At 72.2% G+C, this 26,515-nt stretch carries 18 protein-coding genes; 9 read left to right on the forward strand and 9 right to left on the reverse strand.

The features are described 5' to 3' along the window. Window positions 1-32 precede the first annotated feature (32 nt). The 9 genes from ABD954_RS22885 (at window position 33) to obgE (ending at window position 13,242) form a co-directional block, all read left to right on the forward strand. Window positions 33-1,544, forward strand: coding sequence for a CYTH and CHAD domain-containing protein (locus ABD954_RS22885; protein ID WP_345488328.1), 1,512 nt, complete (start codon window positions 33-35; stop codon window positions 1,542-1,544). A 51-nt stretch (window positions 1,545-1,595) separates the two neighbouring features. Continuing rightward, window positions 1,596-3,527 (forward strand): TIGR03960 family B12-binding radical SAM protein, encoded by a 1,932-nt coding sequence (locus ABD954_RS22890; RefSeq protein WP_345488329.1) that lies wholly within the window; start codon window positions 1,596-1,598, stop codon window positions 3,525-3,527. A gap of 76 nt (window positions 3,528-3,603) precedes the next feature. Then, on the forward strand, window positions 3,604-4,932 hold the full coding sequence (locus ABD954_RS22895) for a hypothetical protein (protein WP_345488331.1): 1,329 nt from the start codon (window positions 3,604-3,606) through the stop codon (window positions 4,930-4,932). Window positions 4,933-5,057: 125 nt separating this feature from the next. Beyond that, entirely contained in the window at window positions 5,058-5,849 is a 792-nt protein-coding gene (locus ABD954_RS22900; protein ID WP_345488333.1) for a TIGR03936 family radical SAM-associated protein, read from the forward strand. 233 nt (window positions 5,850-6,082) lie between these two features. After that, window positions 6,083-9,913 carry an Rne/Rng family ribonuclease gene (locus ABD954_RS22905; RefSeq protein ID WP_345488335.1) on the forward strand — a complete coding sequence of 1,277 codons (3,831 nt, stop codon included), beginning with the start codon at window positions 6,083-6,085 and terminating at the stop codon, window positions 9,911-9,913. A 94-nt stretch (window positions 9,914-10,007) separates the two neighbouring features. After that, entirely contained in the window at window positions 10,008-10,919 is a 912-nt protein-coding gene (gene galU / locus ABD954_RS22910; protein WP_345488337.1) for a UTP--glucose-1-phosphate uridylyltransferase GalU, read from the forward strand. 184 nt (window positions 10,920-11,103) lie between these two features. Next, a complete protein-coding gene (rplU, locus tag ABD954_RS22915) occupies window positions 11,104-11,424 on the forward strand; it encodes a 50S ribosomal protein L21 (protein WP_010476312.1) in 321 nt (106 codons plus the stop codon). A gap of 14 nt (window positions 11,425-11,438) precedes the next feature. Beyond that, on the forward strand, window positions 11,439-11,693 hold the full coding sequence (rpmA, locus tag ABD954_RS22920; protein ID WP_030494090.1) for a 50S ribosomal protein L27: 255 nt from the start codon (window positions 11,439-11,441) through the stop codon (window positions 11,691-11,693). Between the two features lie 109 nt (window positions 11,694-11,802). Beyond that, window positions 11,803-13,242 (forward strand): GTPase ObgE, encoded by a 1,440-nt coding sequence (gene obgE, locus ABD954_RS22925; RefSeq protein WP_345488344.1) that lies wholly within the window; start codon window positions 11,803-11,805, stop codon window positions 13,240-13,242. Between the two features lie 189 nt (window positions 13,243-13,431). Here the strand turns inward: obgE and ABD954_RS22930 are convergent, their stop codons facing one another. The 9 genes from ABD954_RS22930 to rfbB all read right to left on the reverse strand — a co-directional run bounded on the left by ABD954_RS22930 (window position 13,432) and on the right by rfbB (window position 26,387). Continuing rightward, a complete protein-coding gene (locus tag ABD954_RS22930) occupies window positions 13,432-14,964 on the reverse strand; it encodes a DUF6020 family protein (RefSeq protein WP_345488346.1) in 1,533 nt (510 codons plus the stop codon). Between the two features lie 20 nt (window positions 14,965-14,984). Next, window positions 14,985-18,587 (reverse strand): bifunctional glycosyltransferase/CDP-glycerol:glycerophosphate glycerophosphotransferase, encoded by a 3,603-nt coding sequence (locus ABD954_RS22935; RefSeq protein ID WP_345488349.1) that lies wholly within the window; start codon window positions 18,585-18,587, stop codon window positions 14,985-14,987. 71 nt (window positions 18,588-18,658) lie between these two features. After that, on the reverse strand, window positions 18,659-20,905 hold the full coding sequence (locus tag ABD954_RS22940) for a bifunctional glycosyltransferase/CDP-glycerol:glycerophosphate glycerophosphotransferase (RefSeq protein WP_345488351.1): 2,247 nt from the start codon (window positions 20,903-20,905) through the stop codon (window positions 18,659-18,661). Between the two features lie 85 nt (window positions 20,906-20,990). Next, window positions 20,991-21,932, reverse strand: coding sequence for a glycosyltransferase family 2 protein (locus ABD954_RS22945; RefSeq protein WP_345488353.1), 942 nt, complete (start codon window positions 21,930-21,932; stop codon window positions 20,991-20,993). Beyond that, window positions 21,929-22,663 (reverse strand): glycosyltransferase family 2 protein, encoded by a 735-nt coding sequence (locus ABD954_RS22950; RefSeq protein WP_345488355.1) that lies wholly within the window; start codon window positions 22,661-22,663, stop codon window positions 21,929-21,931. The genes ABD954_RS22945 and ABD954_RS22950 overlap by 4 nt, the downstream gene beginning before the upstream one ends. After that, a complete protein-coding gene (locus ABD954_RS22955) occupies window positions 22,660-23,040 on the reverse strand; it encodes a DUF2304 domain-containing protein (RefSeq protein ID WP_345488357.1) in 381 nt (126 codons plus the stop codon). Before ABD954_RS22955 ends, ABD954_RS22950 begins: the two co-directional genes overlap by 4 nt. Window positions 23,041-23,179: 139 nt before the next feature. Continuing rightward, entirely contained in the window at window positions 23,180-24,454 is a 1,275-nt protein-coding gene (locus tag ABD954_RS22960; RefSeq protein ID WP_345488359.1) for a lipopolysaccharide biosynthesis protein, read from the reverse strand. After that, window positions 24,451-25,401, reverse strand: coding sequence for a dTDP-4-dehydrorhamnose reductase (rfbD, locus tag ABD954_RS22965; RefSeq protein WP_345488361.1), 951 nt, complete (start codon window positions 25,399-25,401; stop codon window positions 24,451-24,453). Before rfbD ends, ABD954_RS22960 begins: the two co-directional genes overlap by 4 nt. Then, window positions 25,398-26,387, reverse strand: a complete 990-nt coding sequence (rfbB, locus tag ABD954_RS22970) for a dTDP-glucose 4,6-dehydratase (RefSeq protein WP_345488363.1) — start codon at window positions 26,385-26,387, stop codon at window positions 25,398-25,400. Before rfbB ends, rfbD begins: the two co-directional genes overlap by 4 nt. Window positions 26,388-26,515: the final 128 nt, after the last annotated feature.

Below are 26,515 nucleotides of genomic sequence, written 5' to 3' on the forward strand. Positions count from 1 at the left end.
CACCCGGCCCGCATCACGTCTAGATTCGATGCATGGAGGACACCAAGCGCGAGATCGAGCGGAAGTACGAGGCCGCCGACCCGTCCACCGTCCCGGACCTCACCGGGATCCGGGGCGTGGCCGCCGTCCGCGACGAAGGCGTCATGGAACTCGACGCCGTCTACTACGACACGCCCGACCTGCGGCTCGCCGCCGACTCCCTCACCCTGCGCCGGCGCACCGGCGGCTCGGACGCCGGCTGGCACCTGAAGCTCCCGGTGGCCCCCGGCGTCCGCGACGAGATCAGAGCCCCGCTCTCCCGGACGCTGCCGGACTCCCTGGCGGGCCTCCTGCGCTCCCGCGTCCGGCACGACGACGTCGCCCCCGTCGTCCGCCTCCACAGCAGCCGCGACGTCCGCCACCTCCTCGACGAGGACGGCACCCTGCTCGCCGAGTTCTCCCTGGACACCGTCCGCGCCGAACGGCTCGCGGGCGGCGGGAAGGCGGCCTGGACCGAGATCGAGGTCGAACTCGCCGACGACGCCGACCCGGCGGTCCTCGACGCCGTCGAGAAACACCTGAAGAAGGCGGGCGTCCGCCCCGCCGACTCGCCCTCCAAGCTGGCCCGCGCCCTCGCGGAGACCGGCGGCGGCCCCTCGCCCGCCCCGGGCCCCGCCGCCGGCACCGCGGGCGCCGCCGTCCTCGCGTACGTACGGGAACAGACCGACGCCATCGTCGCCTACGACCCCGCCGTCCGCCGCGACCTCCCCGACGCCGTCCACAAGATGCGGGTCGCCACCCGACGGCTCCGCAGCGCCCTCAAGACCTTCCGCAAGGTGCTCGACCGGGCCGTCACCGACCCGATCGGCGAGGAGCTGAAGTGGCTGGCCGGCGAGCTCGGCGTGGCCCGCGACGAGGAGGTCCTCCAGGAGCGGCTCGCCGCCCGGCTCGACGCCCTCCCCGACACCCTCCGCCTCGGCCCCGTCCACGCCCGGCTGCGCATCCGCGGCACCAGCCGCGCCGAGGCGGCCCGGCGCACGGCGCTCGCCGCGCTGGACTCCGAACGCCACCTGGCCCTCCTCGACCGCCTCGCCGCACTCCTCGCGGACCCGCCGCTGCGCAAGGCGGCCGGCCACGACGCGGCCGAGGTCCTCGCCCGCGCCGTCCGCAAGGACTTCGACCGCCTCTCCCACAGGATCGACCGCGCCCTCGCCCTCGACCCGGGACCCGACCGCGACCTCGCCCTGCACGAGGCCCGCAAGGCCGCCAAACGCGCCCGCTACGCCGGCGAGGCCGCCCGCCCCACCCTCGGCAAACCCGCCAAGCGGTTCACCCGGAGGGTCAAGGCCGTCCAGTCCTGCCTCGGCGACCACCAGGACAGCGTGGTCACCCGCGAGGCCCTGCGCGAGCTCGCCGTCCGGGCCCACGCGGCCGGCGAGTCCGCCTTCACCTGGGGCGTTCTCTACGGCCGCGAGGCGGCGGCGGGCGAGGCCAGGCAGCGCGAGCTGCCGGAGCTGTGGGAGCGGGCCTCGGCCCCGGACATCCGGGCGGCGCTGAGCCACTGAGCACCGGGGTACGCTTGAGAGTCGCCCCCTGCCAGCTCACGAAGGTTCGAGATGTCTGCTGCCGAGTCTGTCTTCCCGCAGCTCGAAGCTCTGCTCCCGCACGTGCAGAAGCCGATTCAGTACGTCGGTGGAGAGCTGAACTCCACGGTCAAGCCGTGGGACAGCTGCGACGTCCGCTGGGCGCTCATGTACCCCGACGCGTACGAGGTCGGCCTGCCCAACCAGGGCGTCATGATCCTCTACGAGGTACTGAACGAGCGCGAGGGCGTCCTCGCCGAGCGCACCTACAGCGTGTGGCCGGACCTCGAGGAGCTGATGCGCGAGCACAACGTGCCGCAGTTCACCGTGGACTCCCACCGCCCCGTCGGCGCCTTCGACGTGTTCGGGCTCTCCTTCTCCACCGAGCTCGGCTACACGAACATGCTCACGGCGCTGGACCTGGCGGGCATCCCGCTGGAGTCGAAGGACCGGACCGTCGACCACCCGATCGTGCTCGCCGGCGGCCACGCCGCCTTCAACCCCGAGCCCATCGCGGACTTCATCGACGCGGCGATCATCGGCGACGGCGAGCAGGCCGTGCTCGACATGACCGAGATCATCCGCCAGTGGAAGGCCGAGGGCCGGCCCGGCGGCCGCGAGGAGGTCCTCCTGCGCCTCGCGAAGACCGGCTCGGTCTACATCCCGGCGTTCTACGACGTCGAGTACCTGCCGGACGGCCGCATCGGCCGCGTCGTCCCCAACCGGTCCGGTGTGCCGTGGCGCGTCTCCAAGCACACCGTCATGGACCTCGACGAGTGGCCCTACCCCAAGCAGCCGCTCGTCCCGCTCGCCGAGACCGTCCACGAGCGGATGTCCGTCGAGATCTTCCGCGGCTGCACCCGCGGCTGCCGCTTCTGCCAGGCCGGCATGATCACGCGCCCCGTGCGGGAGCGAAGCATCACCGGCATCGGCGAAATGGTGGAGAAGGGCCTCAAGGCGACCGGCTTCGAGGAGGTCGGCCTGCTGTCCCTGTCCTCCGCGGACCACTCCGAGATCGGCGACATCGCCAAGGGCCTCGCCGACCGCTACGAGGACGACAAGGTCGGCCTCTCGCTGCCGTCGACCCGCGTGGACGCCTTCAACGTCGACCTCGCGAACGAGCTCACCCGCAACGGCCGCCGCTCCGGACTCACCTTCGCCCCCGAGGGCGGCTCCGAGCGCATGCGCAAGGTCATCAACAAGATGGTCTCGGAGGAGGACCTGATCCGGACCGTCTCCACCGCGTACGGCAACGGCTGGCGCCAGGTGAAGCTGTACTTCATGTGCGGCCTGCCGACGGAGACCGACGAGGACGTCCTCCAGATCGCCGACATGGCGATGAACGTGATCGCCGAGGGCCGCAAGGTCTCCGGGCAGAACGACATCCGCTGCACCGTCTCCATCGGCGGCTTCGTCCCCAAGCCGCACACCCCCTTCCAGTGGGCCCCGCAGCTGTCGGCCGAGGAGACGGACGCCCGCCTGGAGAAGCTCCGGGACAAGATCCGCGGCGACAAGAAGTACGGCCGCTCCATCGGCTTCCGCTACCACGACGGCAAGCCGGGCATCGTCGAGGGCCTGCTCTCCCGCGGTGACCGCCGCGTCGGCGCCGTGATCCGCGCGGTCTACGAGGACGGCGGCCGCTTCGACGGCTGGCGCGAGCACTTCTCGTACGACCGCTGGATGGCCTGCGCCGAGAAGACCCTCCCCGAGTTCGGCGTGGACGTCGCCTGGTACACCACCCGCGAACGCACCTACGAGGAGGTCCTGCCCTGGGACCACCTGGACTCCGGTCTCGACAAGGACTGGCTCTGGGAGGACTGGCAGGACGCGCTCGACGAGACCGAGGTCGAGGACTGCCGCTGGACGCCGTGCTTCGACTGCGGCGTCTGTCCTCAGATGGACACGCACATCCAGATCGGTCCGACGGGCAAGAAGCTGCTCCCGTTGTCGGTCGTGAACAAGTAGCGGTACCGGCGCGACGATCGTGCGACGGCCCGGCGGAGGGTGAACCCTCCGCCGGGCCGTCGGCGTCCTGTGGGACATGAGCACGGAAAACCCGGCGCCGGTCCCGCCCGCCCCGCACGCCCTGATCCGCATCCCGGTCAGGTTCGTCGTGCTGGTCCTCGTCCTCCCGGTCCGCATGGCCTGGGACGCCCTCCGAGCCAGCGGCCGTCTCCTCGACCGCGCTCTGCTGCGCCCGGCCGGCCGGGGCCTCGCCTGGCTCTGGCGCCACACGGTGAAGCGCCCGGCCGTCTGGGTGTACGAGCGGATCCTGGCCCCGACGGGCCGAGCCCTGACCCGGGCCGCCCGCGCCGTCGGACACGGCATCGCCTGGACGTTCGGCGGTCTGTGGCGGGGCCTGGCGTGGGTCTTCGGTGGTGTGTGGCACGGCCTGGCGTGGATGTTCGGCGGTGTGTGGCGGGGCCTCGCGTGGGTGTTCGGCGGGCTGTGGCGCGGTCTTGCCTGGGGCCTCGGGCAGCTGGGCGCCGGTCTGGGATGGCTCTGGCGCGGGCTCTCCTGGATGCTCGCCGGCCTGTGGCGCGGGCTCTCGGCCGGGGCCGCGCTGCTCGGCAAGGGGCTCGCCCGGCCCTTCGCCGCCCTGTGGCGTCACGTGCTCGTGCCCGTCGCCCGCTACGGGATCGCCGCCCCCGCCGTCTGGCTGTACCGGTCGGTCCTGGCTCCGGTGGGGCGGGCGATCGGGTGGGCGCTCGTGCGTTCGGCGCGCGCCCTGGCCCGGGTGCTCGGCGGGCTCGGGCGCGGGATCGCGGCCGGTGCCGGATGGCTGGGCCGCGGACTGCTGACCGTCGCGCGGGCGCTCTTCACGGTGCTGTTGGTGTGGCCCTGGCGGTACGGGATCGTGCCGCTCGTCACGTACGGGATCGCCCGTCCGGCCGTGTGGCTGTGGCGGCGCGTCCTTCGCCCGGCCGGCCGTGAGGTCCGTGACGCCCTCGCCGTCTGCTGGCGCACCGCCGGCTTCCTCTCCCGGGCGGTCGGTCGCGGTCTCGCCTGGCTGGTCCGTCACCTGCTCGTGCGCCCCGCCGCCTGGGTCGCCCGTCACCTGTTCGTACGCCCCGCCGCCTGGGTCTACCGCCAGGTGTGCACCCCGGTCGGCCACTGGGTCCGCGACGCCGTCTGGGCCCCCGCCCGCAAGGCCCTCGCGGAGGGGCGGCAGGCGGCCCGGACCGCGCTCGCCTCCGCCCGTGACGCCGTCCGCCGGGCCCGGCTCGACAGCTGGCGCGCGCTGGTCGGGGAGACGGCGGCGAACCGGCCCGGGGAACGTCAGGTGGCCCGGGCGCGTACTCTGGGTAGTACAACGAACGTCCCCGGCGCGGCGCCCGCGCCCGAGATCACCCCGCAGACGCGGGGGTGAACCGGGCGGGCCCCCCCAGGGCACACCCGCATTTCGAGGGCGGCGCGCCACCCGCGCCCGCCCCGCACCGAGGAGAAGAACCACTGGGCAAGCGACAGCCCGAAGGCCCGCCGCCCGCACCGGCGGTGCAGCGCATCCGACTGCGCTACACCAAGCGCGGCCGCCTCCGGTTCACCAGCCATCGAGACTTCCAGCGCGCCTTCGAGCGTGCGCTGCGCCGTGCCGAGGTGCCCATGGCGTACTCGGCGGGGTTCACCCCGCACCCCAAGGTGTCGTACGCCAACGCCGCCCCGACGGGTACGGGATCCGAGGCCGAGTACCTCGAGATCGCCCTCACCGAGAACCGCGACCCGGAGACCCTGCGGGTCCTGCTCGACGAGTCCATGCCGAACGGCCTCGACATCATCGACGCCGTCGAGGCCCGGACCTCCGGCCTCGCCGACCGGCTCACCGCCTCCGTGTGGGAGCTGCGGCTCGACGGCGTCGACGCCGAGGACGCGCGGAAGGCCGTCGACGCGTTTCTCGCGGCCGAGAGCGTGGAAGTACAGCGCAAGACCAAGAACGGTCTGCGCACCTTCGACACCCGCGGTGCCGTCGTGGAGCTGACCGCGGCCCCCGCCCCGGGCGATCCCCAGGGTGATAGGCCGCTGGACAGCGCCTGTGCGATACTGCGGCTGGTTGTTCGGCACGTGACACCTGCCGTGCGACCCGACGACGTCCTGTCCGGTCTCCGAGCTGTGGCCGACCTGGCGCCGCCGGTCCCCGCTGCGGTGACCAGGCTGGCGCAGGGGCTCTTCGACGAGGAGTCCGGCACGGTGACCGACCCGCTCGCGCCCGACCGCGAGGCAGTCACGGCCGCTCCACCCACGGCCGCCGCGACGTCCTCAGCGACGGCGCCGGGTGTTGGCACCGCGTAGGGAGCGGTCGTTGTAGCGCCGCCCTGGTACTCGGGAGCCACCTGGGTCGGGCAGCGCACTGACCAGGAGACTTTCGCCAGGCCGTCCGCACAGGGCGTACGGAACCGGCGAGCCAGACATAGAGCTCCCGTGCGGCGCCCGCGCCCCGGACGGCGGCACCGCGCATCTCGCGTGTTCGTGCCGCCGGACCGGAACAAGACGCGGCGCCCGGGAGCGTGACGGGAGAACCCCGCATGCTCGAAGAGAACGACACCAACGCACCCGGTGACAAGCTGCCGCCGCGCCGTCGGCGCCGCGCCGCGTCCCGGCCGGCCGGTCCGCCGGTGACGGCCGAGGCCGCCGCCGAGACCACCGAGGTCGTCGAGACCACGCCCGCCCCGGCCGCCCCGGTGGCCGAGGCCCCGGCAGCCGAGGAGCCGGCGCCCGCGCGTCCGCGCCGCCGTGCCACCCGGAAGGCCACCGCACCGCAGACCGCCGCCGCCGAGGCCGCGGAGATCGTCGAGACCCCCGCCGCCCCGGTCGCTCCGGTGACCGAGAACCCGGCCGCCGAGGAGCCGGCGGGGCCCGCGCCCCGTACGCGTCGCCGTGCGACCCGTGCCGTGGCGACCCCCGAGCCCGTCGAGGCCGGGGCCGCTCCCGCCGCCGAGACCGCCCCGGCGACCGAGGCGCCCGCCGCCGAGGAGCCCGCACCCGCGCCCCGTACGCGTCGCCGTGCGACCCGTGCCGCCGCGGCCCCGGAGCCCACCCCGGCTCCCGCCGCCGAGGCCGCTCCCGCCGAGACGGCGCCCGTGGCCGAGGAGGCCGCCCCGGCCCCCCGGACCCGCCGCCGCGCCACCCGCAAGACCAGCACGCCCGAGGTGGCGGCCTCCGCCGCCGCCGAGATCGCCGCCGAGACCTCCGGCGAGGCGCTGCCCGAGGACACCGTCGAGGAGATCGCCTCGCACGGCGCCGACGTCGCCGCCGCCGAGGAGGCCGCCACCCGCGGCCGTGGCCGCCGACGCGCCGGCTCCCCGCAGTTCGCCGCCCCGGCCGCCGAGGCCGAGGCGCCGCGCACCCGTCGTGCCGCCCGCCCGGCCGTCGCCGTCTTCCAGGCCCCGGTCTTCACCGAGCCGATGTTCCAGACCCCCGAGACCGCCGCCGCCATCGCCGCGGCCGAGGCCGTGGAGGAGGACCTCGAGGAGGAGACGGACGAGATCGCGGAGGCGGCCGAGGCCGCCCCGGTCGTCGAGCGCGCCGAGACCGGCTCGCGCCGTCGCCGTCGCCGCCGCGGCGAGCCCGTGGCCGTCGAGCCCGTCCCCGCCACCGTCGCCGACGAGCCCGAGGTCGAGTCGACCCCCGAGGCGGAGGCCGAGCCCGAGGCCGAGGCGGAGGAGACCGGGGAGACCGAGGAGTACGAGGACCGCCCGTCCCGCCGTCGCCGTCGTGGCGGCCGTCGCCGCCGCCGCGGCGAGTTCGCCGAGACCGAGGACGCGGAGGACTCCGAGGAGCCCGACGAGGCCCACGGCGACGCCGAGGGCGAGGCCGAGGAGTCGGACGAGTCCGACGACACCGAGGCGTTCGGCGGCTCCAGCAGCTCCCGCCGCCGTCGCCGCCGCCGTCGCCGCAGCGGTGACGCCGCCGCCGAGGCCGAGGCCACCGACGAGGACGGCGTCCGCACGGTCGTCAAGGTCCGCGAGCCCCGCCCGGCGCGCGAGAAGGCCGAGCCGTCCGACGAGGTGCAGTCCATCAAGGGCTCCACCCGCCTGGAGGCCAAGAAGCAGCGCCGCCGCGAGGGCCGCGAGCAGGGCCGTCGCCGCGTCCCGATCATCACCGAGGCCGAGTTCCTCGCCCGCCGCGAGGCCGTCGAGCGCGTGATGGTCGTCCGCCAGAACGGCGAGCGCACCCAGATCGGCGTCCTGGAAGACAACGTGCTCGTCGAGCACTACGTCAACAAGGAGCAGGCCACCTCCTACGTCGGCAACGTCTACCTGGGCAAGGTCCAGAACGTGCTGCCGTCGATGGAGGCCGCCTTCGTCGACATCGGCAAGGGCCGCAACGCCGTCCTGTACGCCGGCGAGGTCAACTTCGAGGCGCTCGGCATGGCCAACGGCCCGCGCCGCATCGAGACCGCCCTCAAGTCCGGCCAGTCGGTCCTGGTGCAGGTCACCAAGGACCCGATCGGCCACAAGGGCGCCCGTCTGACCAGCCAGGTCTCCCTGCCCGGCCGCTACCTCGTGTACGTGCCCGAGGGCTCGATGACCGGCATCAGCCGCAAGCTGCCCGACACCGAGCGCGCGCGTCTGAAGACCATCCTCAAGAAGATCGTCCCCGAGGACGCGGGCGTCATCGTGCGCACCGCCGCCGAGGGCGCGAGCGAGGACGAGCTGCGCCGCGACGTCGAGCGGCTGCAGGCGCAGTGGGAGGACATCCAGAAGAAGGCGAAGAGCGGCAGCGCCAACGCGCCGACCCTGCTCTACGGCGAGCCGGACATGACCGTCCGGGTCGTCCGCGACATCTTCAACGAGGACTTCTCCAAGGTCATCGTCAGCGGCGACGACGCGTGGGAGACCATCCACGGCTACGTCTCGCACGTCGCCCCCGACCTGGTCGACCGCCTGTCCAAGTGGACGAGCGAGGTCGACGTGTTCGCCACGTACCGGATCGACGAGCAGCTGATGAAGGCGCTGGACCGCAAGGTCTGGCTGCCGTCCGGCGGCTCGCTGGTGATCGACAAGACCGAGGCGATGGTCGTGGTCGACGTCAACACCGGCAAGTTCACCGGCCAGGGCGGCAACCTCGAGGAGACCGTCACCAGGAACAACCTGGAGGCGGCCGAGGAGATCGTCCGCCAGCTGCGCCTGCGCGACCTCGGCGGCATCGTCGTCATCGACTTCATCGACATGGTCCTGGAGTCCAACCGCGACCTGGTGCTGCGCCGCCTCCTGGAGTGCCTGGGCCGGGACCGGACCAAGCACCAGGTGGCCGAGGTCACCTCGCTCGGCCTGGTGCAGATGACCCGCAAGCGGGTCGGCCAGGGCCTCCTGGAGTCCTTCTCGGAGACCTGCGTCCACTGCAACGGGCGCGGAGTCATCGTCCACATGGAGCAGCCGACCACCGCCGGCGGCGGTGGCGGCGGCAAGCGCTCGAAGAAGCGCGGCCGCGGCGGCGCCGAGCACGTCCACGAGCACGAGCACGAGGCCGTCGAGACCCCGGACGACTCGGCCGAGGCGGAGACGGAGACCGAGGCCGAGGTCGCGGCGGAGCTCGCGGCCCCGGTCGCGCTGCCCGAGCCGATCGCCCCGGACGAGGAGCTGTACAGCAGCGTCGCGGAGGCCGAGGCCGCCGCCACGCGTGGTCGGGGCCGTCGTCGGGCCACCCGCCGGGTGTCGGCGCCGGTCGCCTCCCCGGCCGTCACCGAGACGGAGACGTACGAGGTCGTCGTCCCGGAGCCGAAGGCGGAGCCCGAGCAGGAGCCGAAGGCGGAGGAGAAGGCCGAGGCCGAGGTGGCGCCGGAGCGGGTCGCGGAGCCCGTGGCCCCGCCGGCCGCCGAGGCGGAGGCCGCCCCGGCACCGCGCACCCGCCGCCGTGCCACCCGCAAGGCCACGGCCCCGGCCGGTTCGCCGGCCCCGGCCGCCGAGCAGGTCGCGGCCCCGGAGCCCCAGGCCGTCGCCGAGGCCCCCGCGGCCCCGCCGGCCGCCGAAGAGGCCCCGGCCGAGCCCGCGCCCGAGCCCGTCGTCGAGGAGGCCCCCGCGGCCGCCCCGCCGAAGGCGCGGCGCCGGGTGGTCCGCAAGGCCACCGCTCCGGCCGGTTCGCCGACCGGATCCGAGGAGGCCGCCGTGGTCGTCGTCGCGTCCCCGGCCCCGGCTGCGGCTCCGGCCGAGGCCGAGGTCCCCGCGGACGCCGAGGCGCAGGCGGAGGCCGACGAGGCCCCCGCCCCGGCCAAGAAGGCGGCGCGCAAGACCGCCAAGAAGGCCACCGCGAAGAAGGCCGCCACCAAGAAGACGGCGGCCAAGAAGACCGCGGCGAAGAAGACGACGACCGCGAAGAAGGCCGCGAAGAAGACCGCTGCCCCCGCGCAGGACTGACCCCCAGTCCCCGACGCGACCCGTGTGGGCCGTCCTCCTTCCGAGGACGGTCCACACGTTTTGACCCCCGGATCGGAAACCAGGAACCAGCCCGATGAACAACACCCCCGCCCCTCGCGTGCGCAAGGCCGTGATCCCCGCCGCCGGCCTCGGCACGCGTTTCCTTCCCGCCACGAAGGCGACGCCGAAGGAGATGCTGCCGGTCGTGGACAAGCCGGCGATCCAGTACGTCGTGGAGGAGGCGGTCTCGGCGGGGCTGGAGGACGTCCTGATGGTCACCGGGCGCAACAAGCGGCCGCTGGAGGACCACTTCGACCGGAACTACGAGCTGGAGGAGGCCCTGGTCCGCAAGGGCGACGAGGAACGCCTCGCCAAGGTCCAGGAGTCCAACGAGCTCGCCACCATGCACTACGTGCGCCAGGGCGACCCGCGCGGTCTCGGGCACGCCGTACTGTGCGCCGCCCCGCACGTCGGCGACGAGCCCTTCGCGGTGCTCCTCGGCGACGACCTGATCGACCCGCGCGACCCGCTGCTCGCCCGCATGCTGGAGGTGCTCGGCGAGAACGGCGGCAGCGTGGTCGCGCTCATGGAGGTCGACCCGGAGCAGATCCACCTCTACGGCTGCGCGGCGGTCGAGCCGACCGACGACGCCGACGTCGTACGGATCACCGGCCTGGTGGAGAAGCCGGAGCCGGCCGACGCGCCCAGCAACCTCGCCATCATCGGCCGCTACGTCCTCGACCCGGCCGTCTTCGGCGTCCTGCGCGAGACCGAGCCGGGCCGCGGCGGCGAGATCCAGCTGACCGACGCCCTGCAGACGATGGCGGCCGACGAGCGGGTCGGCGGCCCGGTGCACGGTGTCGTCTTCAAGGGGCGGCGTTACGACACGGGCGACCGGGGCGACTACCTGCGCGCCATCGTGCGGCTGGCCTGCGAGCGCGAGGACCTCGGCCCGGACTTCCGCGCCTGGCTCAAGGGCTTCGTCGCCGAGACGGCCGAGATTTGACCCCCTACGGGGGCCGCCCGTAACCTAGACCGTCGGCGTGTCGGTATGCACGCCACACCTCTGAGCACCTCCCTCCCGGGTCTCCGGGAGAGGCCGCTCGTCCGATTCCGGATCGCCGCGGGCCCCGGGCCCGCGCGAGCGGCTGGCATCAGAGGTCCCGTTACCGAGTGAGAGAGAGATCCGCGTGTACGCCATCGTGCGCAGCGGTGGTCGCCAGCACAAGGTTGCTGTCGGCGACATCGTTGAGGTTGACAAGATTTCCACCGCCAAGGTTGGCGACACGGTCGAGCTCTCGACCCTGCTCGTTGTCGACGGCGACGCCGTGACCAGCGACCCGTGGGTCCTGGCGGGCATCAAGGTCCAGGCCGAGGTCGTGGACCACCACAAGGGCGCCAAGATCGACATCCTGCGCTACAAGAACAAGACCGGCTACCGCCGTCGCCAGGGTCACCGTCAGCAGTACACGGCGATCAAGGTCACGTCCATCCCGACGGCCGCGAAGTAAAGAGGGACTGAGCAATGGCACACAAGAAGGGCGCATCGTCCACCCGGAACGGTCGCGACTCCAACGCCCAGCGGCTCGGCGTGAAGCGCTTCGGCGGTCAGGTCGTCAACGCGGGTGAGATCCTGGTCCGCCAGCGCGGCACCCACTTCCACCCGGGCTCGGGCGTCGGCCGTGGCGGCGACGACACGCTGTTCGCCCTGCAGGCCGGTTCGGTGCAGTTCGGCACCTTCCGTGGCCGCAAGGTCGTGAACATCGTTCCGGTCGCCTGATCGGACGCTTTGCGGAGGCGGACCTCACTTCCCGTACAGGGAAGCGGGTCCGCCTTTCGCGTGTTACTAGATAGACATTCCACGCTTAATCTCTCTGGAGGCACAGAACATGACCACCTTCGTGGACCGCGTCGAGCTGCACGTCGCCGCGGGTAACGGAGGCCACGGCTGCGCCTCCGTCCACCGGGAGAAGTTCAAGCCGCTCGGCGGCCCCGACGGCGGCAACGGCGGCCGCGGCGGTGACGTGATCCTGGTCGTCGACCAGTCCGTCACCACGCTCCTCGAATACCACCACTCCCCGCACCGCAAGGCCACCAACGGCAAGCCCGGCGAGGGCGGCAACCGCTCCGGCAAGGACGGCCAGGACCTCGTCCTGACCGTGCCCGACGGCACCGTCGTCCTCGACAAGAAGGGCAACGTCCTCGCCGACCTGGTCGGAGAGGGCACCACGTTCGTCGCCGCCCAGGGCGGCCGCGGCGGCCTCGGCAACGCGGCGCTCGCCTCCGCACGGCGCAAGGCGCCCGGCTTCGCGCTGCTCGGCGAGCCCGGCGACGTCCAGGACATCGTCCTGGAGCTCAAGACCGTCGCCGACGTGGCGCTCGTCGGCTACCCGAGCGCCGGCAAGTCCTCGCTGATCTCCGTCCTGTCGGCCGCCAAGCCGAAGATCGCGGACTACCCCTTCACGACGCTGGTTCCGAACCTCGGCGTGGTCACGGCCGGCTCGACCGTCTACACCATCGCCGACGTCCCCGGCCTCATCCCCGGCGCCAGCCAGGGCCGCGGCCTGGGCCTGGAGTTCCTGCGCCACGTCGAGCGCTGCTCGGTGCTCGTCCACGTCCTCGACACGGCGACCCTGGAGTCCGACCGCGACCCGGTCACCGACCTCGACGTCATCGAGGAGGAGCTGAAGCAGTACGGCGGCCTCGAGGACCGCCCGCGCATCGTCGTCCTCAACAAGATCGACATCCCGGACGGCCAGGACCTCGCCGACATGATCCGCCCCGACCTTGAGGAGCGCGGCTACCGCGTCTTCGAGGTCTCCGCGGTCGCCCGTACGGGCCTGAAGGAGCTGTCCTTCGCGCTGGCCGAGATCGTGGCGAAGGCGCGCGCGGCCAAGCCGAAGGAGGAGGCGACCCGGATCGTCATCCGCCCGAAGGCGGTCGACGACGCGGGCTTCACCGTCACCTACGACGAGCAGGAGGACGTGTACCGGGTGCGGGGCGAGAAGCCCGAGCGCTGGGTCCGTCAGACCGACTTCAACAACGACGAGGCCGTCGGCTACCTCGCCGACCGCCTCAACCGCCTCGGTGTCGAGGACGAGCTGATGAAGGCCGGCGCCCGCGCCGGCGACGGCGTCGCCATCGGCTCCGAGGAGAACGCGGTCGTCTTCGACTGGGAGCCCACGATGGTCGCCGGCGCCGAAATGCTCGGCCGCCGCGGTGAGGACCACCGTCTGGAGGCTCCCCGGCCCGCCGCCCAGCGGCGTCGGGACCGGCAGGCGGAGCACGATGAGGCGCAGCGGGAGTTCGACGAGTTCAACCCGTTCTAGGCGGACGTGTGCGGGCCCCTGCCGGAATGCTCCGGCGGGGGCCCGGCTCGTTCGTCGGGCGGAGTCCGGCGCAGCGGGAGTTCGACGCGTTCGAACCGTTCCGGACGGCGGCTGTGTACGGCGAAGGGGCCCGCTTCCTCGGGGAGGAGGCGGGCCCCTTCGGTGCTGTCCGGGGGCGGGGTCAGGGCGTCACGCCACGCGCGCCGGTTCCGGGTCGGGGTCGGTGTCCGTGGGGGTGGACTCGGAGGCGTTCTCCGGGGCCGGGGCGGCCGGGGCCGGCTCCGCTCGCTTCGTGAAGCGGGGCTTCGCGCCGATCAGCGGCAGGCACAGGATGCCCAGGAACAGCGGGGCGAACATGTAGCGGGCCAGGGGGGCCGGGTTCGCCGCGACGACCGTGAGCTGGAGGGCCAGCGGGACCGCGAGCAGGGCCACCGGTGCCCAGGTGCGGTGCTTGCGGGAGAAGGCCAGGACGATCGCGTACGCCGCGTAGCACCAGATCGCCCCGCGGAACAGCAGCCACTGCAGCTGCGCCGTCTTGCTCGCCTGCCACACGAAGTACGCCACGTCGTTCAGCTTGTACGACAGCGGGCGGATCTTCAGGATCGGCCGGTAGGGGCTCTCCTTCATGTCCGGGTTCCAGTCCGCCCAGCCGAAGAGGTTCTTCGGCACGGAGGGCGGGCTGATCAGGGTGTGGCCCATCTTGTCCACCGGACCCGGGTACGGCGACCACGCGATGTGCGAGCGGCACAGCCGGGCCGAGATCATCCGGTCCGGCGTGCGCTCCAGGACCCGGAACCACAGGTCGACCAGCTGGTCGTTGTACTTCTCCGCCAGCTTGCGGTTCATCGGCTTCTGCATCGCCCAGTCGGCGTTGTAGCAGTTGGCCGCCTTCCCGCCCCAGTGCGACATCGGCGCGACCTTCGCCATCAGCTCCTTGTCGGCCTTGGTGAAGGTGTGCGGCACCTGCCCGTACACCACCGCGATGTCCGCGTAGTTCATCGCGTACACCTGGTCCTTGGTCGGCGTCTTCACACCGACGGCCGGGTAGACCACCAGCTGCAGGCCGGCGCCGATCAGCGCCGGCACCACCGTCGCGAACAGCAGCCACCTGCGCACCTTCGGCAGCGTCAGCAGCAGCACCGGCACCGCGATGAGCGCGACCAGCAGGCCGTTGTTGCGGAAGATGCTCATGAACAGGAAGCCCACGAACAGGACCGCGATCTCGTTGCGGAACGCCTTGTCGCGGACCTGGGACTCGCCCCGCATCCGGCGCGCCGCGAGACGGCCCGCCGCGGCGAAGGCGAGGATCGCGCCGATCGCGTACGCGACGTCCTTCCACACGTAGATCACGAACGTGCCGATGGACGGCAGCAGCGCGCACGCCACCGCCGCGGCGTAGATCCACTTCCCCTTCGCCCCGAACCTGCGCAGCGTCACCGCCACGTACGCCAGGGTCGCCGCCATCGCCACCGACTGCGCGAACGTCAGCAGTGCCAGGTCACCGGTCAGCTGGAGGCTGAACCAGACCAGGACGTCGTACGCCACCGAGTGGTTGGACATCCAGTGGCCGGTGGTGACGTGCCACACGTACGAGATGGAGTCGTAGCTCATCCCGCCCGGGTAGAACGCGGCCCACCACACCAGGAAGATCAACTGGGTGGTCGCGTAGACCGCCAGCGGAAGCCGCCGCTGCGGCGGGATCCGTTCCAGGGTCCGGTTCACGAGGGGGAGGGAAGGCGTCTTCACCGCTGCTCCGCTGACTTGGTGGACGGGCCGTCCTCGGTGGACGGGCTGTCCTTGGTGGACGGGCTGTCGGGGTGCGCGAGCTCCAGCATCCGGCGGATCACCCGCTCGGAGGCGCGGCCGTCGTCGAGGTCGCAGAACACGTCCCGGAACTCCCGGTAGGCGTCGGTGTATCCGGCGCTGATGCGGTCGATGTCGCCGAGCGCCTCGATGAGTTCGTCGGAGGTCTGCAGCAGCGGACCGGGGGCCCGCTTCTCGAAGTCGAAGTAGAAGCCGCGGAGCTGGTCGCGGTAGTACTCCAGGTCGTACGTGAAGAAGAGCATCGGACGGCCCGTGTTCGCGAAGTCGAACATCAGCGACGAGTAGTCCGTGACGAGCACGTCGGTGATCAGGAACAGCTCCGCGATGTCCGGGTAGCTGGACACGTCGAAGACGAAGCCGTCGCCGGCGCCGGGCACCGCGTCGACGATGTTCGAGTGCTTGCGGACCAGCAGGACGTGGTCGTCGCCGAGCCGCTGCGCCGCCTTGGTGATGTCGAGGCGGAGATCGAACTTGTAGTTGCCGGCCTGGTAGAACTGGTCGTCCCGCCAGGTCGGCGCGTACAGCACGACCTTCTTGTCCTCGGGAAGCCCGATCCGCTCCCGGACCGCGCGCGCCAGCTCCTCCGTCTTGGGGGCCAGCAGCACGTCGTTGCGCGGGTAGCCCGACTCCAGGATCTCCCCGTCGTACTGGAAGGCCCGCTTCATGATCGGGGTCGAGAAGCGGTTGGGGGAGACCAGGAAGCTCCAGCTCGGGGTCTCCTGGGCGACCTTGTCCAGGTACTTGCGGTCGGCGAACTGCACGCTGTCGATGTCGTGGCCGATCCGCTTGAGCGGGGTGCCGTGCCAGGTCTGCACGATCACCTGGCCCTCGCGGCGCCTGATCCAGAACGGCAGGTGGGTGTTGGTCACGATGAAGCGGCTGGTGCCGAGCGCCTCGTACCACTCGCGGCTCCAGCGGCGGATGACGCGCACGCCCTTGGGGATCTCGGACCGCAGGTCCTCCACGACCCACACGTGCTCGAGGTCGGAGCCCTGGCGGACCAGCTCCTCGTAGATCGCCCGGGGCGAGTCGGAGTACTGGCGGCCGGAGAACGACGCGTAGAGGACGGTGTCCTTCACGGGGGCGGTGCGGGCCCGCTCGTAGACGGTGGACCGCATCTCGCGCTGGCGGAACCAGCCGAGCTCGTCCGCGTCCAGGTCGGAGGCCGCCTCGATGAGCAGCCGGTCGTAGAAGCGGTGGGTGAGCGCGTAGTCGCGGCCGCGCAGCGAGAACGAGACGGGGAGCGAGCCCAGCGTCTTGGGCACGGCCCGCACCGGCACCTCGACCCGGCTGTCGACGGTCCGCACGAACAGGTACCAGCGGCCCTGGCGCAGCGGCACCTCGGTGAAGCCGTCGGGCACCGGAAGGAAGCCGGCGCGGAAGCGGCCGTCCTCGGCGGTGACCGGGTAGCGGTGCTCCTCGGCGTGCCGGCTGTGGCGCAGCACGAGCTCCAGCGGCTCGTCGAGGGTGGCGGGCAGCGCGCCTTCCAGCGTGATCCGGCCGTCCGCGGACACGGTGGCGTCCGCGATCATGGGCTGGACCGGCTGGGTGCGCAGCACCAGGCGGCCGGCGCCGTCGCCGGTGACCGCCACCGCACGCGCGCCCCACCCGGTGGTGTCCGTGCCGTCGACGGCGTACTGGCGGCCCAGGTCGGCCTCACGGTCGTCCACGGCGACCGGGAACTTCTTCGAGCCGACGACCAGCTCGGCCGTCCACTTGTCGGTGACCTCCAGGTCCTCCGAGTCACGGCCCTCGACGTCGAGGTCGGCGAGCGGGACCCGTACGGAGAACTCGGCGCCGCCCTCGCGGGTGACCGGGAGCTGGAGCTTCGCGCCGGAGGTGGCGTGGGTGAGCCGCAGCACCGGCTTCGCGCCGGGCGCGGCGGCCTCGTGACCGAGGGCACCGGACAGCTCGACGGCGCCGTCCGCCCGGCGGTGACCGGTCAGCTTGGCGCGGACCTTGTCGACCCGCAGGTACAGGTGGCTGTCGGCGACGAACGGAACGATCCGGACGTCCTTCTCGACCCAGTGCTGGGCCGGGCTCTCGGCGTTGCCGCTCTCGCCGGCCTTCAGCCGGGTGCGGCGGGCCACGCCCTCCTGGACGGTGGCGACGGTCATCCGCCACACGCCGTCGCGCCAGCCGCCGCGGCCCTTCAGCTTGGCCGGGTCGAGGTCGAGGGAGAAGCCGGACCAGTCGTAGTTGTGCAGCGACTGGCCGGAGGTCTGGGTGGCCTTGGGGGCGCGCTTCCGGCTGGGCCGGACGAGGACCGTGCGGCGGCTGCCGCTCTCGCGCATCATCAGGACGCGCAGCGACGGCTTCGGCTTCGGGGCGGCCAGGTTGCGGATGTAGGCGTGGCCGTCGATGTGCAGCCGGCCGCCGCGCCAGACGACCTCCTCGACCCGGGCACGGGCGGAGAAGTCGGCGCCCACGCGCAGGACGTCACGGGGGACCGACTTCGCCTTGTCGAGCACCGGGTAGTCGGCGAAGTGGCGCAGGCCCTGCCGGGTGACCGGGACCGCCCGGCCGGTCTCGCGCTCGAAGGTGATCAGCCGCAGGAGCTCTTCGAGCCGGCCCTCGGCGATCAGGTGGCACTTGAGCCGCAGCGACACGTCGATCCGGCCGAGGACCTTGGGGTCGACCCGGCCGAGGAAGTCGGCGGCACCGCTCATGAACAGCTCGCGGAACTCCGTGCCGGCCTCGTCGAGCACGCCCATGAAGAGCGGCAGCTCGTCGCTGATGAAGATCTGGTCGTACCAGCGCTTGTGCTCCTCGAACGCCTCGCCCGGCTGGGAGGCGAGGAACCGGCTCACGGAGTCGCACGACCTTATGCGGTCGCGGACGTTGACCGGCTCGGTACGGCGCTGGGTGATCGAGGGGGCACCGCCGGTCCGCTGCCGCCACAGGTAGACGGGGTCGCCGAGCACGTCCACGGCGGTGGCCTGGAAGTGGGCCGGCAGGGTGACCGGGGCGTCCTCGTAGAGGATGCCGGGGAACTCGAAGGCGTGCTTGTCCCAGAACGACCGGCGGAACACCTTGTTCCACGCCGTGCGGTCGTAGACGAGGTCCTTGTCGCGGGTGATGTGCGTGCGGTCGCGGTCCTTGCTCAGGCGCTTCTGGTGCAGCGGCGACGGCAGGATCTCGCCCGCCTTCAGCAGATTGACGTTGCCGCTGGCGAAGTCCGAGCCCGTCGCGTCCAGCTTCTCGATGAACCGCGTGTACGTGTCCGGCAGCACGATGTCGTCGCTGTCCACGAACGCCAGGTACTCCGTGCCCTCGGTGAGGTGCGCGACACCCGTGTTACGAGCCGGCCCGAGCCCCTTGTTCTCCTGCACCACCACCCGGAACCGCTCGTCCTTCTCGGCCCAGGCACGGGCGATGGCGAGGCTGCCGTCGGTCGAGCCGTCGTCGACGACGATCGTCTCCCAGTCGGTGAACGTCTGGTCGGCGATCGACTGGAGGCACTCGTCGAGGAAGAGCTCCACGTTGTACACGGGAACGACGACTGACAGGCGGGGAGGCATTGGGTACTGCGCCTTTCTTCAAGGTGTGCGTGTGTGCGGCGGCGACGTACGGCTCGCCGGACACGGTAGCTCTAGCCGTGGGTGCGTGGGCCCGGACGCTCCGTGGGAAGGGTCACCGGCGGTTCATTCTCCTGGTTCAGGAAGACCCTGCGGACCACGCGCTCCGCGGCGAAACCGTCGTCGAACTCACAGAAGCGCCTCCGGAACTCGGTCCGCAGCTTGGCGGAGTCGTCGTCGGACCAGCGTCCCGAGAGGAAGACGTCCAGAAGGTCCGATTCGGTTTCCACCACGTGCCCCGGGGACTCCACGTGGATGTCGAAGTAGGTGCCGCGGGTCGCGCGGTACACCTCCCAGTCGTTGGCGTAGATGACCACCGGCCGGTCGAGCAGCGCGTAGTCGAACATCAGCGACGAGTAGTCGGTCAGCAGACAGTCGGCGGCCAGGAACAGCTCCTCCACCGACGGGTGGCGGCTGACGTCGATGACGCCGCGGCCGCCCTTCGGGCCGCTGTCCGCCGGGCCGTCCAGGTGGAAGTAGTGGGCCCGGGACAGCACGGTGAAGCCCTCGCCGAGGCGGGCCGCCAGCTGCTCCAGGTCGAGCAGCGGCCGCGGCACGCCCTGGTAGTCGCGGTGCGTCGGTGCGTACAGGACGACGGTGGAGTCCGCGTCCAGGCCGAGCTTCTCGCGGGCCGCCCGCCGGTCCTCCTCGCCGGCCCGCACCAGGACGTCGTTGCGCGGGTAGCCGTAGTCGAGCGACTCGTACTCGGCGGGGTAGGCGCGGTCCCACACGGCGGTGGTGAAGCTGTTGGACGAGACGCTGTAGTCCCAGCGGTCCACCCGCTTCATCAGCGTCTTCATGTCGAGGTCGCCCTGGGCGACGGGGAACTCGACCAGGTCGACGCCCATCCGCTTGAGCGGGGTGCCGTGGTGCGTCTGCACGTGGATCTGGCCGGGGCGCTTGACCACCCGGGTCGGGAAGTTGACGTTGTTCACGAAGTACTTGCCGCGGGCCATCGCCCGCCAGAAGCCGAACGAACCGGGGTGGACGACCCGCGTGCCGGGCGGCGGGGTGTTGCGCGAACCGGGCTTGAGGACCCAGGTCGTCTTCACCTTCGGCGCCAGTTCCAGCAGCTTCTGGTGGACGGCGGCCGGGTTGCAGGCGTAGTCGGTGTTCCAGTACGCGGCGAAGACGGCCGTGTCGTTCTGCACCGGCAGCATCCGCTGGGCCCGGTAGTAGCCCGCGAGCACCGCGGAGCGCAGCGGCTTGCGCAGCTTGCGCGGGGCCGCCTTGACCCGGCGGGCCGTGCGGTAGGCGCGCCGGGCGGCACCGCGCAGCGGGGCGGGCAGCTTGGCGACGGCCCTGCGGGAGGCGGAGAGCCGGACGGCCGGCGGGCTGACGTGCCCGGCGGGGCGGTAGGTCTCCTCGTACCGGAGGAACTTCGCCCGGAACTCCTCGCGGGCCTCGGCGGGGAGCCGGCCGGGGGAGTTCTCGATCACCCGGAAGTGGGTGATCATCCGGTCGAAGAGGGGGCCGCGCCAGCGGTCGAACTCCGGGTGCGCGTCGAGGAACGCGAAGACCAGCTCGTACTGGTCGAAGACGTCGAAGTGCTTGCGGCTGGTGCTGTGCAGGATGCTGCCCTGGCGGCGCTGGCGGTAGTGCACGCACACCCGGGGGAGCACCGCGATCGACTCGGCGGCGATCAGCACCGGGTAGGTCCAGGGCGTGTCCTCGTAGTAACCGTGCGGGTACTCGAAGCCCCAGCGCTTCACGAAGTCGTGGCGGTACGCCTTGTTCCAGGCGACCTGGAGCAGGTCGAGCAGCGCCGGGTTGTCCGCCAGGCCGACGGCGCCGCTCGGGCTGTCCGCGAGGACCTTCGCCTTGGCGTTGGGGCTGATGCGGCCGTCCCAGTGCGTCCGGGAGTAGTCGAAGACCAGCAGCTCGGGGTCGGCGGTCTCGGCGAGGCGCTGGTCGATCGCCGCGAGGGCCCCCGGCAGCATCGTGTCGTCGCTGTCCAGGAACAGCAGGTAGGTGCCGTTCGCGCGGGCCATGCCCGCGTTCCTGGCCCGGCCGAGGCCCACGTTCTCGGCGAGCTGGACCGCCACCACCCGCGGGTCCGCCGCCGCGTACTCGTCCATGATCTCGCCGCACGCGTCCGGAGAGGCGTCGTTGACCGCGATCAGCTCGAAGTCCTCGAACGACTGGCCGAGGACGGAGTCCAGGCAGTCCCGCAGATACGCCTCGACGCGGAAGGCCGGGACGATGATGCTGAACCGGGGAGCGGCTGCCGATGGCCGGGCTGCTGCTTGCGTGGGAGTCATGAGGGCGGGGCTCCGGGACGGGCGGGGGCGGGACGGACAGAATACGGCGGGGCGGCGGGAGGGCCCCGCCGCCCCGCGCGGACGGTCATCGAGAGCCGGTCAGGGCGTACCTCAGCAGAGTGCGCACGGCGTCGGGCCGGCGCAGGGCTCCTGGCAGCAGGGTCAGCGCGTGCAGCCGCATCGACAGGTGCAGCCGGGCGGCGCGGGCCGCCTTGGGCCAGCCGTGGCCGTCGAGCTCGGCGGCCACCTCCTGGAAGAAGCGGACGGCCTCGCCGAAGCGGGCGCCGGAGACGGCCTCGGAGGAGGACAGGCTGCCGGAGTGGCGCCGGTAGCGGAAGGCGGTGACCGGTTCGACCACCAGCTTCTCGCCCCGCCGGATCAGCTCGATGATCAGCGCCAGGTCCTGGATGACCGACAGGTCCTTGCGGAAGCCGATCTCCTTGACGACGTCGGCGCGCCAGACGATCGAGGGGAAGTACAGCCAGTTGCCGCCGAGCAGGTTGGCGGCGAGCGGTTCGCCGGACAGCACCAGGCGCCGGCCGCCGGTCTTCGGGGCGTACAGCCGCTTCTTGACCTCGTCGCCGAGCGAGGTGGACGGGTTGCCGTGCTCGTCGATGACCTGGACGCCCGGCTGGTAGATCGCCGCGTCGGGCAGGGCCGTAACGGCCGCGCGCATGGTCGCCACGTAGTTCGGCAGCAGCAGGTCGTCGCTGCCGAGCATGCTGAAGTGCGTGGACTCGACGAGGTCGACGCACTTGGCGAAGTTCCCGGTGATGCCCAGGTTCGTCTCGTTGCGCTGGTACCGGACCCGGCTGTCGCCGAGGGAGGCGAACCACTCGGGTACGCCCTCCTCCTTGCCGTCGTCGACGACGGTCAGCCGCCAGTTCTCGTCGGTCTGCTCCAGGACGCTGCGGACGGCGGCCTGCATCAGGCCGGTGTCGCCGTAGTGCGGCAGCATGATGTCGAGCGTGCCGAGGCGGTCGGTGCCGCCCGCCTCGCCGGGACCGGGGTTTCGCACCGCTGTCACTTGCCCTTCCTCTTCGGGCCGAGGGCGGAGCGGCGGCTGAGCGCGAGCAGCAGGATCATGCCGATCCGGCCCAGGTAGAGCGTGGCCTTCCACGGGGACTGGCTCGGGGTGCCGGTGGCGCGCGGACGCATGGCGACGGGCACCTGTTCGATGCGGTAGCCGGCCCGGACCACGGCGATCGTGGACTCCACGGTGTCGCCCAGGTACTCCACCGGGTACCAGTGGGCGAAGACGTCGATCAGGTCGCGGTTGGAGGCGCGGAAGCCCGAGGTGACGTCGGTCAGCTTGGTCTTCGCCATCCGCGTCAGCCAGAACGCGAGCACCAGCATGGCCCACTTGCGGGGGCCGCGGGTCTCGTAGTCGCCGGTGCCGGCGAAGCGCGCGCCCATGACGAGGTCGGCGCCGGCGTCCAGGCGGGCCAGCAGCTCGGGCACGTTGCGCGGGTCGTGCTGGCCGTCGGCGTCGACCTGGATGGCGACGTCGTAGCCGCGGTCGTACGCGTAGCGGTAGCCGGCGCGCATCGCGCCGCCCACGCCGAGGTTGTACGGGAGCTTCAGCACGGTCGCGCCGGCACGGCGGGCCACGGCGGCCGTGTCATCGGCCGAGCCGTCGTCCACGACGAGCACGTCGGCGCCCGGCAGCGTGGTGTGGACCTCCTTGATGACGTCGGCGACGCCCTCGGCCTCGTTCCACGCGGGCATGATGATCAGCACACGCTTGCCGTCGATCACTTGCGGCCCTCCCGTCCGGTCACCGTGTCCGTCTGCCGCGACGCGAGCTGCTCGCGCAGTTCCTCGACGTCGATGCGCAGCAGCGCCACTTCCTCGGACAGGGTGCGGCCCTCCTCCTCCAAGTGGCCGACCTCCCAGCTGAGCTGGAGGCAGACGATGAAGAGGAAGGCGACGCTGAGGAAGAGGATGAGGCTGACGCCCGACGCGACGCCCACGGCTCGGGCGACCGAGTCGAGGCCGCTCGGGAAGAACCCGAGCGGGATGATCACCAGTCCGGTGAGCACCCACAGGAACGCGTACTTCTCCTTGAGCTTGCGGCGGCGCAGCAGCTCGACGATGCACGCGACGAGAAAGACTCCGGTGACCGAAGTCAGCATCCACAACTTCACGCCGGGCTCCGGTCTATCGGACGACTCATGGAAACGGCCTGTCTGCTTCGAAAAGGGGGCGAAGGGCGCCGTACGGCGGCATCCCACTGTCCGTCGAAATCGATCACGGAGAGTGAGGGAATGAAGATCATTCCGATGAGTGCACCGAACGGTAGACTACACGAGAGCGAAGAACGAGCGTCATGACGGTGACCACGGCCAGTGACCCCACCGCATAGGCGATCTCGACCCGGGAGCGCAGCTCCAGCGGACACAGAGTGACGGCCACGAGCGCCGCCGTACCCACGATCCACGCCATCAGCTGCTGCCGTGCGGCACCGCTGGTGAGCAGCGCCTGACCGAGCACCATCGCCAGCATGTACAGCGTCGTGCCGAGCGAGAGCCACACGAAGTCGAGCGGTCCGAGCACGTCGGGGGAGTTGAACAGCACCGGCAGCAGTACGGGGCCGAGCGCGACCGCTCCGACACCGAAGGCCGCGCCCAGGCCGGCCGTCATCGCCGAGGCCCGCAGCAGCAGCCGCCGGTAGCCGCGGGTGTCCCCCTCGGCCTGCGCGGTCGACAGGCCGGCGAGCAGCGACGCCTGGAAGGCGCCGAACGCGAACAGCGGCACCCGGGCCAGGACCAGCGCCGACAGGAGGGCCGCCACCAGGGCGCTGTCGTCCGTGGCGATCAGCTTGGTGCTGACCACCGCGACATTGACCAGGACCTGCGCCAGCAGGGTCGAGCCGACCAGGAGCCCCAGGTGCTCGATGAGCTCGCGCCACTCGGCCGTCGACCCGGACCGCGCCCCGCGCAGCACCGGCGGCAGGGTGACCAGGACCGCGACCAGCGGCGCCGCGGTCATCACGGCGGCGAACACGAACGACGACGTGACGCCGGCCAGCGCGAGGGCCACCGACAGCACGATCCGCAGCAGTCCGTCGAGGCCCAGCTGGAGCCCGTACACCTCGAAACGGCCGAGCCCGGCCAGGACGCCACGGGTGAGGTGCGCGACGGCGAGCGCCGTGAAGGCGCCGCCGAGCGCGAGGACCAGGCTCCGGTCGCCGTGGAAGAAGACGTCGGCGAGCGGCCCCGCGAACAGCGCCAGCGGCACCAGCACCACGGCGAGCAGCCCGCCGGCGAGCACCGCCCCGCGCCGCAGCACGGGAAGGGCGCCGTCGCCGGCGACGACCCGGGCGGCCACCACCCGGGTGACCTCCTGCTCGACCGGGAAGAACAGGCCGAGCCCGACGGAGGCGACGACGGTCCACAGGACCGAGAAGCTCGCCATGTCGTCGACGGACAGCGAGTGGCCGGCCGCCGCGAGATGGACGTAGTTGGCGCCGCCGAGCAGCGCGGTACCGATGCCCACGAAGGCGGTACCGCGCGGCAGGGCGGTGGTGATGCGGTCGAGCACGGTCACGCGCCGGACCGCCCACGGGGGGCCGGAGTCTGCGGGGCGCCCGGGTTCTTCCCCGGGGCCATGGTCCGCAGGGCCTCCGCGAGCTGCTCGCGCCAGTGCGGCTGCACCGCCACGCCCGCCTCGGCCCAGCGCTCGTGCGCGAGGACGCTGTAGGAGGGGCGGCGGGCCGGGCGTACGAACTTCTCCGACGTCGTCGGCCGCACCCGCTGCGGGTCCAGGCCGGTCAGCTCGAAGGCCGCCCGCGCCAGGTCGAACCAGGTCGCCGTCTCCGAGGCGGTGCCGTGGTAGACACCCGCCGGAGCCCGGCCGGCGACGGCCGCCTCGCCCAGGTCCCGCAGCTGGCGGGCGAGCGCACGGGTCCAGGTCGGCTGGCCGCGCTGGTCGTCGACGACGTCGAGGGTCTCGCGCTGCTCGGCCAGGCCCAGCATGGTGGACACGAAGTTCCGGCCGTGCGCGCCGTACAGCCACGCCGTGCGCACCACGTAGCCGCGCTCCGGCAGCAGCTCGGCGACCGCCCGCTCACCGGCCAGCTTGCTGCGGCCGTACGCGTTCACCGGAGAGGTGGCGGCGTCGTGCGGGTACGGCTCGGTGGCGTCGCCCGGGAAGACGTAGTCGGTGGAGACCTGGAGCAGCACGGCGCCGCTGTCGGCGCAGGCCGCGGCGAGGGCGCGCGGACCGTCGCCGTTGATCCGGGTGGCCGCGGCCTCCTCGGTCTCGGCGCCGTCGACGTCGGTCCACGCGGCCGCGTTGACGACCACGTCGTGGCCGGCGACGGCGGCGCGCACGGCCTCGGCGTCGGTGACGTCGAGGTCCTTGCGGGTCAGCGCGGTGACCTCCGCGCCGGCCTCGGCCAGGACCTCGGCGAGGTCGCGGCCGAGCATGCCGGCGGCGCCGGTGATCAGCCAGCGGGTCGAGGACGGGGCGCCGGTGTGCTGCTCGGTGCTCATGCGGACAGCGCCGCCTTCGCCTTCAGCGGCTCCCACCAGGAGCGGTTGTCGCGGTACCACTGGACGGTGTCGGCGAGGCCCTGCTCGAAGGAGACGAGCGGGGTGTAGCCGAGCTCGTTGCGGATCTTCTCTATCGACAGGGAGTAGCGCAGGTCGTGGCCCTTGCGGTCCTCGACGTGCTCGACCATGTCCCAGCCGGCGCCGCAGGCTTCGAGGAGCAGGCCGGTGAGCTCCTTGTTGGTGACCTCGGTGCCGCCGCCGATGTGGTAGACCTCACCCGCGCGGCCGCCGCGCAGCACCATCTCGATGCCCCGGCAGTGGTCCGAGACGTGCAGCCAGTCGCGCACGTTCAGGCCCTCGCCGTACAGCGGCACCTTCTTCCCGTCCAGCAGGTTCGTGGTGAACAGCGGGATCATCTTCTCGGGGAAGTGGTACTGCCCGTAGTTGTTGGAGCAGCGCGTCACCACCACGTCCATGCCGTGGGTGCGGTGGTACGAGAGCGCCAGCAGGTCCGAGCCGGCCTTGGAGGCCGAGTACGGGGAGTTCGGCGCGAGCGGCCAGTCCTCGGTCCAGGAGCCTTCGGCGATCGAGCCGTAGACCTCGTCGGTGGAGACGTGCACGAAGCGGCCGACGCCGTGGCGCTTGGCGGCGTCCAGCAGGACCTGGGTGCCGAGCACGTTCGTCGTCACGAACGGCGAGGAGTCGAGGATCGAGCGGTCCACGTGGGACTCGGCGGCGAAGTGCACGACCGCGTCCTGCCCGCGCATCACGTCGTCGACGACCGCGTGGTCGCGGATGTCCCCGTGGACGAAGGTGTAGCCGGGCCGGTCCGCCACCGGGGCGAGATTGGCCTCGTTGCCCGAATAGGTGAGGTTGTCCAGGACGGTGACCTGGGCACCCTCGCCCGAGGGCAGCTCTCCGGAGAGCAGTGCCCGCACGAACTGTGAACCGATGAACCCGGCGCCGCCGGTGACGAGAATCCTCATAAGGGGCCTCATTCTATGGGTTCCGCTTCCGGCCCCCGTTCCCCCGGCCGTTCCTCCGTCCGTTCCCCGTCGTTTGTCCGGACCTTCGTGACCGTTCTCACGGCGGGCGTCCGACGGGGCGCGGCCCG

It is taken from the genome of Streptomyces roseoviridis (genome assembly GCF_039535235.1).
Lineage (GTDB): Bacteria > Actinomycetota > Actinomycetes > Streptomycetales > Streptomycetaceae > Streptomyces > Streptomyces roseoviridis.